This window comes from Paracoccus albus (assembly GCF_027913035.1).
GTDB classification, from domain to species: Bacteria; Pseudomonadota; Alphaproteobacteria; order Rhodobacterales; family Rhodobacteraceae; genus Paracoccus; species Paracoccus albus.
Genome location: NZ_CP115775.1, coordinates 1102526 through 1117141 on the forward strand (window position 1 = coordinate 1102526; position 14616 = coordinate 1117141).

Annotated in this window: 16 protein-coding genes, 1 tRNA gene and 1 other RNA gene; 14 read left to right on the forward strand and 4 right to left on the reverse strand. The window is 59.6% G+C overall.

Features of this window, described 5'->3' with window-relative positions:
- The first annotated feature begins 178 nt into the window (after nucleotides 1-178).
- The 10 genes from cysS (at nucleotide 179) to PAF20_RS05480 (ending at nucleotide 9696) form a co-directional block, all read left to right on the forward strand.
- Complete coding sequence (cysS, locus tag PAF20_RS05435; RefSeq protein ID WP_271072704.1) at nucleotides 179-1579, forward strand: cysteine--tRNA ligase; 1401 nt, start codon at nucleotides 179-181, stop codon at nucleotides 1577-1579.
- Nucleotides 1580-1639: 60 nt separating this feature from the next.
- Complete coding sequence (gene cimA, locus PAF20_RS05440; protein ID WP_271072705.1) at nucleotides 1640-3253, forward strand: citramalate synthase; 1614 nt, start codon at nucleotides 1640-1642, stop codon at nucleotides 3251-3253.
- Nucleotides 3250-3999 carry a squalene/phytoene synthase family protein gene (locus tag PAF20_RS05445; protein WP_271072706.1) on the forward strand — a complete coding sequence of 250 codons (750 nt, stop codon included), beginning with the start codon at nucleotides 3250-3252 and terminating at the stop codon, nucleotides 3997-3999. The genes cimA and PAF20_RS05445 overlap by 4 nt, the downstream gene beginning before the upstream one ends.
- Nucleotides 4000-4105: 106 nt before the next feature.
- Nucleotides 4106-5143 (forward strand): protein-glutamate methylesterase/protein-glutamine glutaminase, encoded by a 1038-nt coding sequence (locus PAF20_RS05450; protein WP_271072707.1) that lies wholly within the window; start codon nucleotides 4106-4108, stop codon nucleotides 5141-5143.
- 1 nt (nucleotide 5144) lies between these two features.
- The gene (locus tag PAF20_RS05455; protein WP_271072708.1) at nucleotides 5145-5657 is read left to right on the forward strand and encodes a chemotaxis protein CheD; all 513 of its coding nucleotides are present in this window, start codon (nucleotides 5145-5147) and stop codon (nucleotides 5655-5657) included.
- Nucleotides 5658-5831: 174 nt separating this feature from the next.
- On the forward strand, nucleotides 5832-6950 hold the full coding sequence (gene ribB / locus PAF20_RS05460) for a 3,4-dihydroxy-2-butanone-4-phosphate synthase (RefSeq protein ID WP_271072709.1): 1119 nt from the start codon (nucleotides 5832-5834) through the stop codon (nucleotides 6948-6950).
- A gap of 2 nt (nucleotides 6951-6952) precedes the next feature.
- A complete protein-coding gene (locus PAF20_RS05465; protein ID WP_271072710.1) occupies nucleotides 6953-7504 on the forward strand; it encodes a 6,7-dimethyl-8-ribityllumazine synthase in 552 nt (183 codons plus the stop codon).
- Complete coding sequence (gene nusB, locus PAF20_RS05470; protein WP_271072711.1) at nucleotides 7501-7977, forward strand: transcription antitermination factor NusB; 477 nt, start codon at nucleotides 7501-7503, stop codon at nucleotides 7975-7977. Before PAF20_RS05465 ends, nusB begins: the two co-directional genes overlap by 4 nt.
- Before the next feature lie 106 nt (nucleotides 7978-8083).
- Entirely contained in the window at nucleotides 8084-8392 is a 309-nt protein-coding gene (locus tag PAF20_RS05475; RefSeq protein ID WP_271072712.1) for a hypothetical protein, read from the forward strand.
- 377 nt (nucleotides 8393-8769) lie between these two features.
- On the forward strand, nucleotides 8770-9696 hold the full coding sequence (locus PAF20_RS05480; RefSeq protein ID WP_271072713.1) for a DUF481 domain-containing protein: 927 nt from the start codon (nucleotides 8770-8772) through the stop codon (nucleotides 9694-9696).
- 111 nt (nucleotides 9697-9807) lie between these two features.
- On the opposite strand, the gene ssrS is transcribed toward PAF20_RS05480, so the two are convergent.
- A non-coding RNA gene (gene ssrS / locus PAF20_RS05485) (6S RNA) lies at nucleotides 9808-9965 on the reverse strand.
- A gap of 98 nt (nucleotides 9966-10063) precedes the next feature.
- On the opposite strand from ssrS, the gene PAF20_RS05490 reads away from it, so the two are divergent.
- Nucleotides 10064-10540: an MmcB family DNA repair protein gene (locus tag PAF20_RS05490; RefSeq protein WP_271072714.1), complete on the forward strand. Its 477-nt coding sequence runs from the start codon at nucleotides 10064-10066 to the stop codon at nucleotides 10538-10540.
- Here PAF20_RS05490 and PAF20_RS05495 read toward each other — a convergent pair.
- Nucleotides 10537-10761, reverse strand: a complete 225-nt coding sequence (locus tag PAF20_RS05495) for a DUF6324 family protein (protein ID WP_271072715.1) — start codon at nucleotides 10759-10761, stop codon at nucleotides 10537-10539. The genes PAF20_RS05490 and PAF20_RS05495 overlap by 4 nt on opposite strands.
- Before the next feature lie 97 nt (nucleotides 10762-10858).
- Between PAF20_RS05495 and PAF20_RS05500 the strand changes: the two genes are divergently transcribed.
- From PAF20_RS05500 to PAF20_RS05510, 3 genes are all read left to right on the forward strand, one after another.
- A tRNA-His gene (locus tag PAF20_RS05500) sits at nucleotides 10859-10935 on the forward strand.
- Between the two features lie 118 nt (nucleotides 10936-11053).
- The gene (locus tag PAF20_RS05505; protein ID WP_271072716.1) at nucleotides 11054-11395 is read left to right on the forward strand and encodes an ElaB/YgaM/YqjD family protein; all 342 of its coding nucleotides are present in this window, start codon (nucleotides 11054-11056) and stop codon (nucleotides 11393-11395) included.
- 15 nt (nucleotides 11396-11410) lie between these two features.
- Nucleotides 11411-12082, forward strand: coding sequence for a phage holin family protein (locus PAF20_RS05510; RefSeq protein ID WP_271072717.1), 672 nt, complete (start codon nucleotides 11411-11413; stop codon nucleotides 12080-12082).
- 64 nt (nucleotides 12083-12146) lie between these two features.
- Here the strand turns inward: PAF20_RS05510 and PAF20_RS05515 are convergent, their stop codons facing one another.
- Together PAF20_RS05515 and PAF20_RS05520 are read right to left on the reverse strand one after the other, a co-directional pair.
- Nucleotides 12147-12503, reverse strand: a complete 357-nt coding sequence (locus tag PAF20_RS05515; protein WP_271072718.1) for a DUF1850 domain-containing protein — start codon at nucleotides 12501-12503, stop codon at nucleotides 12147-12149.
- On the reverse strand, nucleotides 12500-14584 hold the full coding sequence (locus tag PAF20_RS05520) for a TRAP transporter permease (protein ID WP_271072719.1): 2085 nt from the start codon (nucleotides 14582-14584) through the stop codon (nucleotides 12500-12502). The genes PAF20_RS05515 and PAF20_RS05520 overlap by 4 nt, the downstream gene beginning before the upstream one ends.
- Nucleotides 14585-14616 lie beyond the last annotated feature (32 nt).

The following is a 14616-nucleotide window of genomic DNA, read 5'->3' on the forward strand; positions in this document are numbered from 1 at the left end:
GACAAGACTGGGGGCGCTAACGGGGAATGAAAGCGGAAGCATTCCGCGCACTTGGCAGCGCCCGCCAGATGGTTTAAGCCCATCCCATGTTCGCACGCTGCACCATCTGCTGCATTATCCGCTGACGCATTTCATGCGGGGCAGATTGCTGTAGGCAGGTCCCCGCAAGGGGGACTTCATGGTCGACAAGGTTCAGATACGCCTGACCAACACGCGCACTCGGTCGAAGGAAGACTTCAATCCCATCGACGATAAGAACATCCGCGTCTATGCCTGCGGCCCGACCGTCTATGACCGGGCGCATCTGGGCAATGCGCGGCCTGTGGTGGTGTTCGACGTGCTGTTCCGGCTGCTGCAGCATGTCTATGGCGAGGATGCCGTGACCTATGTGCGCAACTTCACCGACGTGGATGACAAGATAAATGCGCGAGCTGCCGAGACGGGCCGACCGATCCGCGACATTACCGAGGAAACCATCAGCTGGTATCACGAGGATATGAAAGCGCTTGGTGCGCTGCGGCCGACGGAAGAGCCGCGCGCGACGGATTATATCCCGCAGATGGTGGCGATGATTGAAGATCTTATTACCAAGGGCTTTGCTTATGCCGCCGAAGGTCATGTGCTCTTCGAGGTTCGCAAGTTCAGCGAATACGGCAAGCTGTCGGGGCGCTCGCTGGACGACATGATCGCGGGCGCACGGGTGGAGGTCGCGCCATTCAAGCGCGATCCTATGGATTTCGTGCTGTGGAAGCCCTCTACCGGGAACCAGCCGGGTTGGGACTCGCCTTGGGGTTACGGGCGTCCGGGCTGGCATATCGAATGCTCGGCCATGTCGGCGGAGTTGCTGGGGGATGTGTTCGACATCCACGCCGGCGGCATCGACCTGCAGTTTCCGCACCATGAGAACGAGATCGCCCAGAGCCGGTGCGCGCACGGGTCCGAGGTGATGGCGAATTATTGGCTGCACAACGAGATGTTGCAGGTCGAGGGGAAGAAGATGTCGAAAAGTCTCGGCAATTTCTTCACCGTGCGGGATCTGTTGGATCAGGGCATTCCGGGCGAGGTCATCCGGTACGTGCTGCTGATGACGCATTACCGCAAGCCGATGGACTGGACGGTGGAGAAGGTGCGGGAGGCCGAAAAGACGCTGCGACGATGGCATCATGCTACGGCAGACTTGCAGCCGTCCGAACCTCATCCAGATTTTATCGCCGCTTTAGCAGATGATCTCAACATTGCTGAGGCTATGAGCGTACTTCATAGGTTGTCCACCGACCCTAGCCGCGACCGATCCATGCTCTCTTCTCTTTTGGCAAGTGCAAGGCTCGTTGGCCTCTTGACTGAGAAAGGAGGGAATTGGCTGACCACTCAGAGAATTGGTGGGGGCTCCGATGTACTAATCGAAGAGTTGATGTCGCAGAGGTGGGAGTTCCGTCAATTGAAGATGTGGGCTGACGCAGACCGTATCAGAGACCAACTTAGCTCAGCCGGTGTGAAGGTATCTGAAAACAAGGACGGTTCGTATACTTATGAATTCACTTCAGACTTTGATCCCGTCAAGCTAGCCGCGATCAAATAAACGTTTTTGCGCAGCTTGATTTATGGAGAGAATCGAAATGTCTGAAAATAGTTGTTCACCATGACTGACCGCCTCTACCTCTACGACACCACCCTTCGTGATGGCCAGCAGACTCAGGGCGTTCAGTTCTCTGCCAGCGAGAAGACCGAGATTGCAAATATGCTCGACGCTTTGGGCGTCGATTATATCGAAGGTGGCTGGCCGGGCGCCAATCCGACCGACAGCGATTTCTTTGATAATCCCCCTGTGACCAAGGCCACGCTGACCGCATTCGGCATGACCAAGCGGGCAGGGCGCTCTGCCGGGAATGACGAGGTGCTGGCGGCGGTGCTGAATGCGGGGACTGGCAGCGTATGCCTCGTGGGCAAGACGCATGATTTTCATGTGTCCGAGGCGCTTGGTATCACGCTGGACGAAAACCTTGAAAATATAAGTGCTTCGCTGGCCCATATCGTCGCGCAGGGGCGCGAGGCACTTTTCGATGCCGAGCATTTCTTTGACGGCTGGAAGGCGAACCGCGATTATGCGCTGCAATGCCTGTTGGCGGCGCGTGATGCGGGGGCACGGTGGATCGTGCTGTGTGACACAAATGGCGGCACGCTGCCGCATGAAATCGCCGCGATCGTGGGGGAGGTCATCGAAGCAGGTATTCCCGGCGATCGGCTGGGCATCCACACCCATGACGATACCGGCAATGCAATCGCAGGCAGTTTGGCTGCGATCCGCGCGGGTGTGCGGCAGGTGCAGGGCACGCTGAACGGTTTGGGGGAGCGTTGCGGCAACGCGAATCTCACCACGCTGATCGCGACCTTGGCACTGAAGGACGAATTCGCGCCTCTGGTCCCGCAGATCAGTCGCGATGCGCTGAAAAACCTGCTCAAGACGTCTCGTCGTCTGGATGAGATTCTCAACCGCGCGCCGTCACCCAATGCCCCTTATGTCGGCGCCTCGGCCTTCGCACATAAGGCCGGGCTTCACGCAAGCGCTATTGTGAAGAATCCGGCGACCTATGAACATGTCGCGCCGGACAGTGTGGGCAATACCCGCATCATCCCGATGTCAAATCAGGCGGGTCAATCGAACCTGCGTGCGCGTTTGACAGAGGCAGGGCTGAACATTCCCGAAGGCGCAGACCTCGCCGCAATCCTGTCAGATGTGAAGCTGCGCGAGGATCAGGGATATGCCTATGACGTGGCTCAGGCGAGCTTTGAACTGCTTGCCCGCCGTCATCTGGGTCAGCTCCCGCGTTTCTTCGACGTGGAACGCTATCGCGTGATCGTCGAACGGCGCCGCAATGCGAAAGGCGAACAAATTTCGGTCTCTGAAGCTGTGGTGACGGTTCAGATCCAGGGCAACCGGGTGATGTCCGTCAGCGAATCCCACGGCGAGACGGATGCCGATGATCGTGGCCCGGTCAACGCTCTGTGGCGCGCGCTTGGTAAGGATCTGGGCGATTATCAGGCAAGCATAGACGATATGTGGCTGGTCGATTTCCGCGTCAGGATTACCCAGGGCGGGACCGAAGCTGTCACTCGCGTGACCATCGACAGCGAGGATGGCGCCGGTAACCGTTGGTCGACGGTGGGCGTTTCACCCAATATCGTCGATGCCAGCTTCGAAGCCCTGCACGATGCCATCGTCTGGAAGCTGATCCACGATGGCGCAGCGACGTGACGCCTGAACATTGCGCCGAACTGCTGCGAGAGGCCGATCCCGACCGCTTCGCATCTGTCATGGCGGCACAGCCGGGGGATCGGGCGAAGCTTGCGACGCTATACGCCGCGAATTTGGACATCGCGCGTGCGGCGGTCGCCTCCGGTGAACCGCTGATCTCGCAGATGCGCCTGCAATGGTGGACCGACCAGATTGCCGAAATGGCGGAGGGGCGGCCACCGGCGCGGCATGATATTGCTGCACCGCTGTTCGAAAGCTGGGGCGCCGAGATTAAGCCCCTTGCCGCAATTGTCGAGGCGCGGCACCGCGATGTTGTGCGTGAGCCGTTTGCGTCGGTGGATGAGGTAAAGCAATATATTGGCGAATGCACCGGCGGACTTATGAGATTGGCAGGCATTGCTTGCGGGCTGCGCGGGCAGGATGATCTGGTTGCCGCGCAAGCGCTAGGTGCGGGGATCGCGGCATGGCTTGGCGCGTATCCGCAGATTCGGGCGCTTAATCTGGGTCTGTCTGGGGATTCGGGCGATGCGCTGTCCGGTCTGGCCGATGCGGGCCTGCAAGCGCTCGATTCGGCGCGGCGCGTAAGGCCGAAACCGCCTGGTCGGGCTGCGCCTGCCCTGTTCGCCGGGGCGGGTGCGCGGAAGGTTTTGGTTTCCGTGAAGGGCGGCAAACCCCCTGTTGTGACAGAGTTTACGCGCAAATTTGCTTATGTCGCCTTGGCGATCAGAGGGCGTTGGCAGGGCTGATTTTCGCGTTAAGGGCATGTTCATCCCTTTCTGCCAGTCTCCTGCCAGGACCATGACAGGAGATCGGAATGAACGGACCTCAATGCAGCATCCCGGACGGGGTGGCATGAAAACCGTTCGTGTGCTTATCGTCGATGATTCTTCGACAATTCGTCATCTTCTGCGCTTTAGAATGCGTTCCGACCCGCGAATCGAAGTGGTGGGTGAAGCCTCGAACGCCGACGAGGCCCGGCAGGAAATAACGCGGCTTTCGCCCGACGTTCTGACGCTTGATGTGGAAATGCCCGGCCAGTCAGGTCTCGACTTTCTGAAGGAACTGATGCGCACCCGGCCCATGCCGGTGATCATGATCTCCAGCGAGACCCGGAAAGGCAGCGCTGCCGCGATCGAGGCATTGTCTCGTGGGGCGGTGGAGTGCATCGGCAAACCCAGGCGGGAAGAAGCAGGCAATGCCTTTGCGGCCTTGCCGGATCTGGTCTGCGGCGCGGCGACGGCCAATGTCACGCGGCGCCTGGACGGCGCGCGCAGCACGCCAGTGGTGGTCTCGGATTACAAGTGGAACAACCAGATCGTCCTGATCGGGTCATCCACGGGCGGTGTGGACGCGTTGGAGCAGGTCTTCGCTCGTCTGCCGGAAAACTGCCCGCCGATCCTCGTGACCCAGCACATGCCGGAAGGCTTCCTGTCCAGCTTCGCACAACGCATGAACAGCCGCTTCGCGCCGACGATCTGCCTTGCCGAACATGATCGCCCACTTGCGCAGGGTGTCGTGATGATCGCGCCGGGCGGGGCGCGGCATCTGGGTGTCTCCTCAGGACTGCGTCCGCGCTGCCTGCTTCTGCAAGGTGACAAGGTCGGTGGACATCGCCCCTCGGTCGATATTCTGTTCGAATCTGCCTCCCCGATTGCCGAGCGTGTCGTTGCAATCCTGATGACCGGTATGGGGGCGGACGGCGCCCGCGGCATGACAACTTTGCATAAACGCGGCTCACTTTGCCTCGCGCAGGATGAGGCAAGCTCTGTCGTTTGGGGAATGCCGCGCGTCGCATGGGAGATGGGCGGTGTCGACAGGCTGGTTCCGCTGGACTCTATTGCGCCCGAACTGCTGGCGGCCACTGATCGCCGCAACCGTCAGGATCGCTAAGATGCCGGAAACAGGCCGCATCCATGTCATTCAGGGTCAGTTCGAGGTCTCCAGGGGGGAGCCGGAATGTTGCATGACAACGGTTCTCGGCTCCTGCATTTCCGTCTGCATCTTCGACCCGCAGGCACAGGCGGGCGGCATGAATCACTTTCTTCTCGCGGCGGGGCGCACCGGTGGCCATGCCTCCGCAAGCTACGGCGTCAACGCGATGGAACTGCTGATCAACGGTGTGCTGAAACTGGGCGCTGATCGGCGCCGTCTTCGGGCGCATGTTTTTGGTGGGGCGAAAATGGTCGCCGGCCTGAAAAACGTGGGCGCGCTGAATGCAGCCTTCGCGGCCGAGTTTCTGCGTGCAGAGGGGATGCGGATCATGACGCATTCCGTCGGCGGAGATCAGGCCAGACGCATCAATTTCTGGCCATCAGTCGGCCTGGCGAGAGAGCAGTTTATCGCGCAGCAAGTTATAGAAGCGGCGCCGGCTGCACGACCGACCGGGGATGTAGAATTGTTCTGAGCAACCCGTATAAGCAGCCGATTGCGTAAGACGCACCGCGTTTGAACGCCGTCCTGACCAGGATACCGACACATCGGCGGGCATTTGGGTCACACCGCCGACATTGCACGAATTGCTCATGCAGGTCATAACCTTGATCGGCCAGAATCGTTTACTGATCAGGAAGGTGCCGAGATGCAATATGAGAAGCCGGGACCGGTAGAGCGCGACTGGTCCGATGCGATTTCCAGCATCGAGGAGATTATCGAAGACGCCCGCAATGGCCGGATGTGCATCCTCGTCGATCATGAGGACCGCGAGAATGAGGGCGATCTGGTCATACCCGCGCAGATGGCGACACCCGATGCGATCAACTTCATGGCGACGCATGGTCGCGGGCTGATCTGCCTTGCCTTGCCGGGGCCGCGGATTGATGCGCTTGGTCTGCCTCTGATGTCGCCACGCAATTCCAGCCGCCATGAAACCGCCTTCACCATGTCGATCGAAGCGCGAGAGGGCGTGACGACCGGCATCTCCGCGCATGACCGCGCCCGTACGGTTGCCGTTGCCATAGACCCCACCAAAGGACCATCCGATATTGCATCTCCGGGTCACGTCTTCCCGCTGCGCGCGCGCGAAGGTGGCGTGCTTGTGCGCGCCGGCCATACGGAAGCCGCCGTCGATATTGCACGTCTTGCCGGATTGAACGCCTCGGGCGTGATCTGTGAGATCATGAATCAGGACGGTACGATGGCGCGCCTTCCCGATCTGGTCGCCTTTGCCCAGCGTCATGGATTGAAGATCGGGACGATCAGCGACCTTATTTCCTATCGCCGCAGGCATGACAATCTGATCGCCGAACGCGCGCAGCGGCCAGTTCATTCTGTCAATGGCGGCGACTGGATGATGCGCGTCTTTGCAGATGAAACCCAGGGCTCGGAACATATCGTTCTGTCGAAGGGCGACCTTTCCGCGCCGGGGCCCGTGATGGTGCGGATGCATGCGCTCGACCCGCTGCATGATGTGCTGGGCGTCCCGCGTGACGGCGCGGGCGACCTGCCTGCCGCGATGCGCATGATTGCGGAAGAGGGGCGCGGTGCCGTGGTTCTACTTCGCGATCTCAGCAAGGTTCTGGTATCGGAAGGCGGTGCCAGCCCGCATATCCTGCGCCAATATGGGTTGGGGGCGCAGATCCTTTCGGCACTGGGACTGGAAGAGCTTATCCTGCTGACCAATACCGCGCCGCTGAAAATCGTCGGGTTGGACGCCTACGGTTTGTCCGTTGTCGAAACCCGCCCGATTGCGAAGGATTGATCATGGCCGGAATTTCCCATTATCAGCTGCCCCTGCCAGAATTCGACGCGCCTGTCAGGGCTTTGATCGTCGTCTCGCCCTATTACCGCGAAATCGCCGATGCCATGATCAGCGGTGCACGTGCCGTTCTGGATCAGGTCGGTGCGGTCACGGATCTGGTCGAGGTGCCGGGGGCACTGGAAATTCCGACGGCAATCGGCATGGCCGCGCGCAGCGGGCGGTTCGATGGGTTTGTGGCTTTGGGCTGCGTAATCCGTGGCGAGACGACCCATTACGAGACAGTGTGCAACGACAGCTCACGCGGCTTGACCCTGCTGGGTTTGGAGGGGCTGGCCATCGGAAACGGCATACTGACCGTCGAGAATGAGGATCAGGCCATCGTGCGCGCCGATCCCGATGGGCAGAACAAAGGCGGCGGCGCTGCCGCTGCGGCCTTGCATCTGATTGCATTGTCGCGCAAATACGCGCCCACCCGCCAGCAGCCGACGCCCGATCCGCGGGATAACGACCCTATTCGGCTGGCAGGAAGACTCGAAGGAACGACCGGCGCATGAGCAGCCCGAAACGACAAGACAATCGCCGCCAACGCAGCACTGCCGCGCGTTTCTATGCGGTTCAGGCGCTGTTCCAGATGGAGGCCGCCGGCCAGTCGGCGGATCGTGTCCGGCGGGAGTTCGAGGATTGGCGGATTGGCCACGAAACGGAAGAAGAAACCGCGGCCGATGCTGATGAGGCGCTGTTTGGCCGGATTCTGGATGATGCGGTCACATGGCAGGGGCGTATCGACCAGATGACCGATCGCGCATTGGTGGCGCGTTGGCCGATCGACCGGATTGATCCCGTTCTTCGCGCCGTTTTCAGGGCGGCCGGGGCAGAGTTGATCGCCGCAAAGGCACCGCCGCGCGTTATCATCAGCGAATATGTGGGCATCGCGGACGCCTTTTTCCCCGACGGACGCGAGACGAAATTCGTCAATGCCGTTCTGGATCACATGGCCCGCGAGGCCCAGCCCGAAGCGCTCGGCTAACGGGCGCCGCATTGTCGCGCTGCGACAGATTCACCCGGCTTGACCAATTCCGACGACGCATTGCGTCTGCTGTGATAGTCTCCCCTTATCCAAGTGGAGATGAATTATGCCCAAACTCATTCGACTCTATATCGTGAATGTCGCCATCGGCTTTGCACTGGCTGTGGTCTTCACTGCCTTACTGATCGCCTTCGACGTCGCGCATCTGCGTCATCTTGTCTTTGCCAGCGGGTCAGGCGTGGTGGCGGTTTTCATGTTGATCGTCTTTCACACGGTCCTGTTCGCGGGCGTCCAGTTCGCCATCGCCGTCATGAGCATGGCAGAGGATGGTGGCGGCGGCTCCGGGCGACGGTTCAGGCTTCGCCATGGCATCGGAAGCGCCCAGCCGATCAAAGATTCGATTCGAAACCGCTGAACGTCGCCGAGGCGACCGCCTTGATCAAAAGTGCCATCTCCGATTTCGCAAACTGATGTTGTAATTGCGCAACTGAATGCTTCACATTCAGGCTGATTTCGTAACAGAAATGAAACCAATCTGTATAAAACGTGAACGAACAGTGATCAAAACGGAGCGGTTCAGCGTTTGAATAGTTGTTTGAAACATCGGAATTAATCCCGCTCTTGGGTGTTCAGCGCCGGGTGATAGCGATTGGTTCCATCGCGTTTCCTCACAATCATGCGACTGGACTGTTCCTCTGGCAGGCATGGAAACCAGCCCATCAGGGGCATAGTTGATGGCTCGGAAATGATGCGACGCGGAATGTTGCGTCATCAAAACTGAGGATGGAAACCATGAAAGCAGTTGCTCTTCTTGCTGGCGCCACCGCCATTGCGACGACGCTGTCGCTGCCCGCTTTCGCTCAGACCGAAGCCGCAACCGGTGCTGACGTCACGGGCGTAACCCAGGTAAACGATCGTATCGACGACATTCAGGAAGCCGTTGAAGACGATTTCGCCCGTTCGAACGACGCTGACCGCTTCGGTCCGCAGGATCGTCGTCAGGGCCTGTTCGGCGGTGTCTCGCTGACCTATGCTGGTTCGACCGGCAACGATGAAAGCCAGGACTTCGCACTGGCTGGCCGCATGTCTTACAACCAGGGTCCGTTCGCCCAGTCGGTTGGTCTTGGCATGGAGTTCGGTGAAGACAGCGACGGCGACAAGGATCAGGAAGAAGTCTACGCGATCTATGACGCGCAGTATTACTTCAACGATCGCTTCTATGCATTCGCACTGGGCCGTATCAACCAGGACGGCATGGTCGACGAAGAGCTGGACAACCTTGCTGACGGCATGCTGACCGCCGAAGAAATCGACGAGCTGGAAGGCCGCAAAAAGCGTGACGCGTTCCTCGGCTTCGGTCCGGGTTACCGCATCATCAACACCAATGACACCACATGGCGTGTTCAGGCCGGTGTTGGCGTTCGCTATACCCAATCGGTCGATTACAGCGAATCGGACAACCTGGCTTCGGAAACCGAAACCGGCTACATCGCTTCGTCGCGGTTCTACCACCGCTTCAACGACACGATCTTCGTCACCAACGACACCGACTACATCACGTCGGACTCGGCTGGCGATGAGATCACCAACGAATTCGGCGTCAACTTCAAGATGTCGGACCAGCTTGCGACCCGCGTTTCCTACTCGACCGAGTATCAGGAAAACCGCGAAATCCGTACGGATAACGTGCTGGGCGTGTCGCTCGTCTATGGCTTCTGATCCATCCCTCTGGATCGAAGTCTCTCGGGGAAGGGTGGTCTTCGGACCACCCTTTTTCTTTTTGAGATGTGCCTGACGCAAAAAAGCCGCCCCGGAAAGGGCGGCTTTGTGGCGAGAACCGCAGCAACCGTGGGCGCGCAGATTTTCCCGAAAGCCTGGAGTACCAGGTGGGCGCCGGGTAACATGACCAGGGCCATGACAGAGCCAGCTCCCATCGAGAAATTATAGGCCAGTGGAAAAAGTGGCCCTCACGCGAAGAGCAGAAACTCGCCGGTCACGATAGATAGTTGTCGTTCTTCTGGCTTTCAAGGGCGCGATCGCGGGGCCGGGGCTTGCACCATGTTTTCGTTTTGTTCATGATCGCCGCATGACTCTGATAGACCCCAATCCAAACGCCGATGATACGACGCTGCCCGATCAGGCCGGATTCAGACTGGCACGCGGCGTCAGCCGGATGTTGCGCAGCTTTGACCATGCAGTTCTGTGTGAATTCGTGCCGTCGCGCGGTTTGCGCGTCGATGTGATTTCCATCACGCCACAAGGTGAAATCTGGATCGTGGAATGCAAAAGCAGCCGCGCTGATTTCACAGGCGACCGCAAATGGCAGAACTATCTGGAGTGGAGCGACAGGTTTTTCTGGGCGGTCGATACCGATTTCCCTGATGATCTGCTGCCGCCTGATACCGGGCTGATCCGCGCAGATGCTTACGGGGCGGAAATCATGCGGGAATCGCCGCTGACAAAAATGGCAGCGGCGCGGCGTACAAGGCTGACGCGCGATGTCGCCCGCGTCGCCTCCATTCGGTTGCAGGCGCTGATCGACCCCGCCACGGCCGGTCTTTAGCGCCGGGGTTTGCCTTTTCCCTTGCCCTGTTTTGCAGGACCGAGGTTTCGTGCAGCCTCGACCGCGGCCAGCAGCTCTTCGGCGATTTCCGCTGCCTCATCCGGATCGAAATCCAAGGGTAGTTCTACCCCGTCACCCTCGACATAGATTCGCACCATGCCCCGATCCGTCGGACCGATCTGAATATTCGCGGCGATATCGCTTTCGCTGTTGATGCCCATGTCGCTTTCCTTTTCTTTTCCTCCTATCCCGATGATGAATTTGCGGCAAGTCCGGCCTTGCATCCTGTGTCACGGGGCGCTAAACGACGCGAACCGTGCCGCCTTAGCTCAGTTGGTTAGAGCGCTGGATTGTGGATCCAGAGGTCCCCCGTTCAAGCCGGGGAGGCGGTACCATTCCCCAGAATGCGAATTTAGGGCGAATTGCCAAAGATTTATGGCGATTTTCGGAACGACGTGCCCTTGCGCTGCGTTTGACCATGCAACGTTATTTCAAGCCTGAAGGAGGACTTCCATGTCCCGCAATGAATATTCCGCACAGAATCTGAAAGAAGACGCCCGCCACGCGGCTGAAGATGCAGCTGGCAAAGCACAGGACACCGCCCGTCAGGTCAAGGAAAAGGCGGGTGAATATGCCGACACCGCGCGTGAGCTTGGCCATGAATATGCCGAGGCCGCCAAAGACGAGGCTCGTCGCCTTTATCGCAAGGGCCAAGAAGGCGCGCAGCAGATGGCTGGCTACGCCGAAGATTACTATGATGAACTGTCGACGGCCGTTCGCCGCAACCCTGCGCAGGCGCTTGGTATCGCTGTCGGCGTCGGTTTTCTGGTCGGGCTGCTGATCGCGCGCCGCTAAGCGGGGCCTGAACTCATGTTCGATTATGTCAACCGGATGCAGCTTGCGCTAGGTGACAAGGCGCGTCGCGCCGGCATGAAGGCCGGTGCGGGCGTTGCCCTGTTGATTGGCGCGGGCTTCCTTCTGGCCGCTTTGTGGAGCTTTCTTGCATGGCGGCTGGAACTGGGTCCAACCTATGCTTCGCTAATTATCGGCGGCGGCTTCGCGCTGATCGGCCTGATTGTCTGGCTGATGTCAAATTCAGAGCGTCACGCCGTTCCTTCGACCGATGAGCTTAAGAACGAGGTCGAGGCACGGCTGAGCCTTGCCGCTGACGCGGCGATCGACAAGGTGAAGTATCGCGCGGAAAGTGCGGTCGAAGGCGCCAAGTCAAAGGTGACTTCACTGTTCGGCGCTGCCAGCGACACGGTAAAGGGCGCCGCGCACAGCGCCGGTGACGCTGCCTCTGGCGCAGGTCACACGGTTGGTGAAAAAGCCACCGAAGTTGCCGAGATGGGCGGGGTTGCGCTTGATAAGGCGAAAGAAACGCTCGATCAGGCGGTCGAAACCAAGGCCGGCCCGGCAATCGGGCTGGCCGGGGCTTTCTCTGTCGGCCTGATCATCGCCAATGCGCTAAGTCGCAGCCGCAGCAAGGACGACCTGTATTACTATGACGAGGTCGATTGGGAAGAAGATTATTATTACTGATCGACAGCCATGTCATACGAACGGCCCGCTGTGAAGGCGGGCCGTTTTCTTTTGCAGGCGGTTGTCAGGGGCAGGGTTTGATCGTTATCGCCTCGCCCGGCTCTGCGCCGATATCGCGGCAATCATCGCCATCACATAACCGCCATGCCGATGGTGTCGCGCCAGAGGAGGCAAGGACCAGTTCCGGGATCGGCGGCTGATTGGGACGCCAGACCCACCAGCCATCCTCAAGCCTGGCATTGGGCCCCGGCTCCATTCCCGCGCCAGAGCCTTTGATTGCTGCCTTCATCAGGCGCAAACCGGCCTCATTGACGATCCACTCTTCCCGCCAGTTCACCTTTTCGACTGAATGGGTCCATTCCAGTGTGAAACGGTCACTGGACAGCGCAACTGCGACCGCACCAACCAGCAGGCAGCTCATGCCGTTTTCCTTTTCATCCACCAGATAACGCTGAACAGAACGGCAAGACCCAAACCGATTTCATCCGTCAGGGGCAGGGCGGCGATCAAGGTGAAGGCCGCCGCCATTGCAACGCCACGCTCCAGCAGGTTGAGCCGATGTCCCAGCCAGCCGATCACCGCCGTTCCCCACAGCCCGATGCCGATGACACATTTCAGCACGATATAGGCGACAGCCATTGGGAAGCCCAACGCCTCGGCCAGCGGTCCGCCGGGTTGGAGCATGAGTGCAGGCGTAAACACCGCCATATAGGGGATCACGAAACCCGCCGCGGCGACCTTTATCGCCTCAAGACTGATCTTGAAGCCGGATTCCTTGGCGATGGGGGCTGCAGCGAAACAGGCAAGCGCGACCGGTGGCGTCAGATCGGCCAGAATGCCGAAATAGAATACGAACATATGGCTGACGATCAGCGGCACGCCCAGTTCCAGCAGTGCCGGGGCCGCGATAGACGAGGTGATGATGTAGTTCGGGATCGTGGGGATGCCCATGCCCAGAACGATGCAGGTCAGCATGGTCAGGATCAGCGAGAGCATCAGAGAGTTCTCACCAACGCCGACGATGAAAATGCCGAAAGTGTTGGCCGCGCCGGTCAGCGTCATCGTGCCGATGATGACACCGACAAGCGCACAGGCGACGCCGACGGGCAGGGCGGTCTTGGCACCCTCTGCCAGGCTTTCAATCACCTGCCAGATCGTCTGTCTTCCGCCATTCGTCACGACGCTGATCACCAGCAGGGCGCCGACCAGCCCCCAAAGCAGGACCTCTTGCCGGTTGCTCAGCAAATAACCGACCATCAGGCCAAGACCGATCCAGAAGATGATCCGGATAACGTTAGACGGCATCCCCAGCATCAGCGAGGCACCAAGGATCAGCATGATCGTCAGCGCCAGCCCGACTGCGCCCGCGTAAAGTGGCGTGAAGCCGGAGAACAGCAGATAGACCAGCACGGCCAGGGGCAGTACCAGATACCAGCCCTCTCGAATGGCATTCAGCGCTGATGGCAATTCGCTTTTTGCCATGCCGCGCAGATCGCGACGCCCGGCCTCCAGATGGACCATCCAGAAGGTCGAGGCGAAGTAGAGGATGGCGGGGATGATCGCCGCCCGCACAACCTCGACATAGGCGACACCAAGGGTTTCGGCCATGATGAAGGCGACGGCGCCCATGACCGGCGGCATGATCTGCCCGCCCATCGAGGATGTCGATTCAACCCCGCCCGCAAAGGCAGAGCGGTAGCCGAAGCTTTTCATCAGCGGGATGGTGAACTGGCCGGTGGTCACAACATTGGCCACGCCAGAACCAGAAATCGTGCCCATCAGACCAGAGCTGACGACGCTGACCTTGGCCGCGCCGCCCATGCGGTGGCCGACCAGGCCAAGCGATACATCGGTGAACAGTTTGATCATCCCTGCGCGTTCAAGGAACGATCCGAACAGGATGAACAGGAAGATATAGGTCGCGCTGACGTAAAGCGGCGTGCCGTAGATACCTTCTGTGCCGAAGGACATCTGCTCGACCACCTGTTCCAGTGCATAGCCGCGCGTTTGCAGCGCGCCGGGGAAATATTCGCCAAACAGGGCGTAGATCAGAAAAATACCGGCCACGACGGGCAGTGCCGGACCCATGACGACCCACGCAGCGGCAAAAACGGCAACCAGCGTGACGATCCCGACGATTGTGTCGATCCCGTTGATATCGCCCGCCCGCATCATCAGCGGCACATATTCGACCCATTGATAAGCGGCGATGCCGACACCGACCAGACCCATGACCCATGCAAGGATCTGCACAGGCTGGCTGCGTCCGCGCAGCAGTGTCAGCAGCGGGAAGCCCAGTAGCAGCAGGAAACCAAGGTGGACGGCACGCTGGATCTGGCTGTTAAGATTCAGCAAATGCGCCGCAGTGGCGATCTGATAAAGCGAAAACGCAACGGCGATCCAGAAAAGGATGCGGCCCTGAATGTTTTCCGGGAAACTTTCGGCCAGCGGGTCGTGCAGGCCAAGATCGGCCATATCGGCCGCATGGGTATCGACAGTCATCGTGACGCCTTCAGCGAAGAAAGCGGGCCGGC

Excerpts from the sequence above, each read along its gene's own strand:
- cysS (WP_271072704.1), top strand. The coding sequence starts at position 179 with ATGGTCGACAAGGTTCAGATACGCCTGACCAACACGCGCACTCGGTCG.
- cimA (WP_271072705.1), top strand. The coding sequence starts at position 1,640 with ATGACTGACCGCCTCTACCTCTACGACACCACCCTTCGTGATGGCCAG.
- PAF20_RS05450 (WP_271072707.1), top strand. The coding sequence starts at position 4,106 with ATGAAAACCGTTCGTGTGCTTATCGTCGATGATTCTTCGACAATTCGT.
- PAF20_RS05455 (WP_271072708.1), top strand. The coding sequence starts at position 5,145 with ATGCCGGAAACAGGCCGCATCCATGTCATTCAGGGTCAGTTCGAGGTC.
- ribB (WP_271072709.1), top strand. The coding sequence starts at position 5,832 with ATGCAATATGAGAAGCCGGGACCGGTAGAGCGCGACTGGTCCGATGCG.
- PAF20_RS05465 (WP_271072710.1), top strand. The coding sequence starts at position 6,953 with ATGGCCGGAATTTCCCATTATCAGCTGCCCCTGCCAGAATTCGACGCG.
- nusB (WP_271072711.1), top strand. The coding sequence starts at position 7,501 with ATGAGCAGCCCGAAACGACAAGACAATCGCCGCCAACGCAGCACTGCC.
- PAF20_RS05475 (WP_271072712.1), top strand. The coding sequence starts at position 8,084 with ATGCCCAAACTCATTCGACTCTATATCGTGAATGTCGCCATCGGCTTT.
- PAF20_RS05480 (WP_271072713.1), top strand. The coding sequence starts at position 8,770 with ATGAAAGCAGTTGCTCTTCTTGCTGGCGCCACCGCCATTGCGACGACG.
- PAF20_RS05490 (WP_271072714.1), top strand. The coding sequence starts at position 10,064 with ATGACTCTGATAGACCCCAATCCAAACGCCGATGATACGACGCTGCCC.
- PAF20_RS05495 (WP_271072715.1), bottom strand. The coding sequence starts at position 10,761 with ATGGGCATCAACAGCGAAAGCGATATCGCCGCGAATATTCAGATCGGT.
- PAF20_RS05505 (WP_271072716.1), top strand. The coding sequence starts at position 11,054 with ATGTCCCGCAATGAATATTCCGCACAGAATCTGAAAGAAGACGCCCGC.
- PAF20_RS05510 (WP_271072717.1), top strand. The coding sequence starts at position 11,411 with ATGTTCGATTATGTCAACCGGATGCAGCTTGCGCTAGGTGACAAGGCG.
- PAF20_RS05515 (WP_271072718.1), bottom strand. The coding sequence starts at position 12,503 with ATGAGCTGCCTGCTGGTTGGTGCGGTCGCAGTTGCGCTGTCCAGTGAC.
- PAF20_RS05520 (WP_271072719.1), bottom strand. The coding sequence starts at position 14,584 with ATGACTGTCGATACCCATGCGGCCGATATGGCCGATCTTGGCCTGCAC.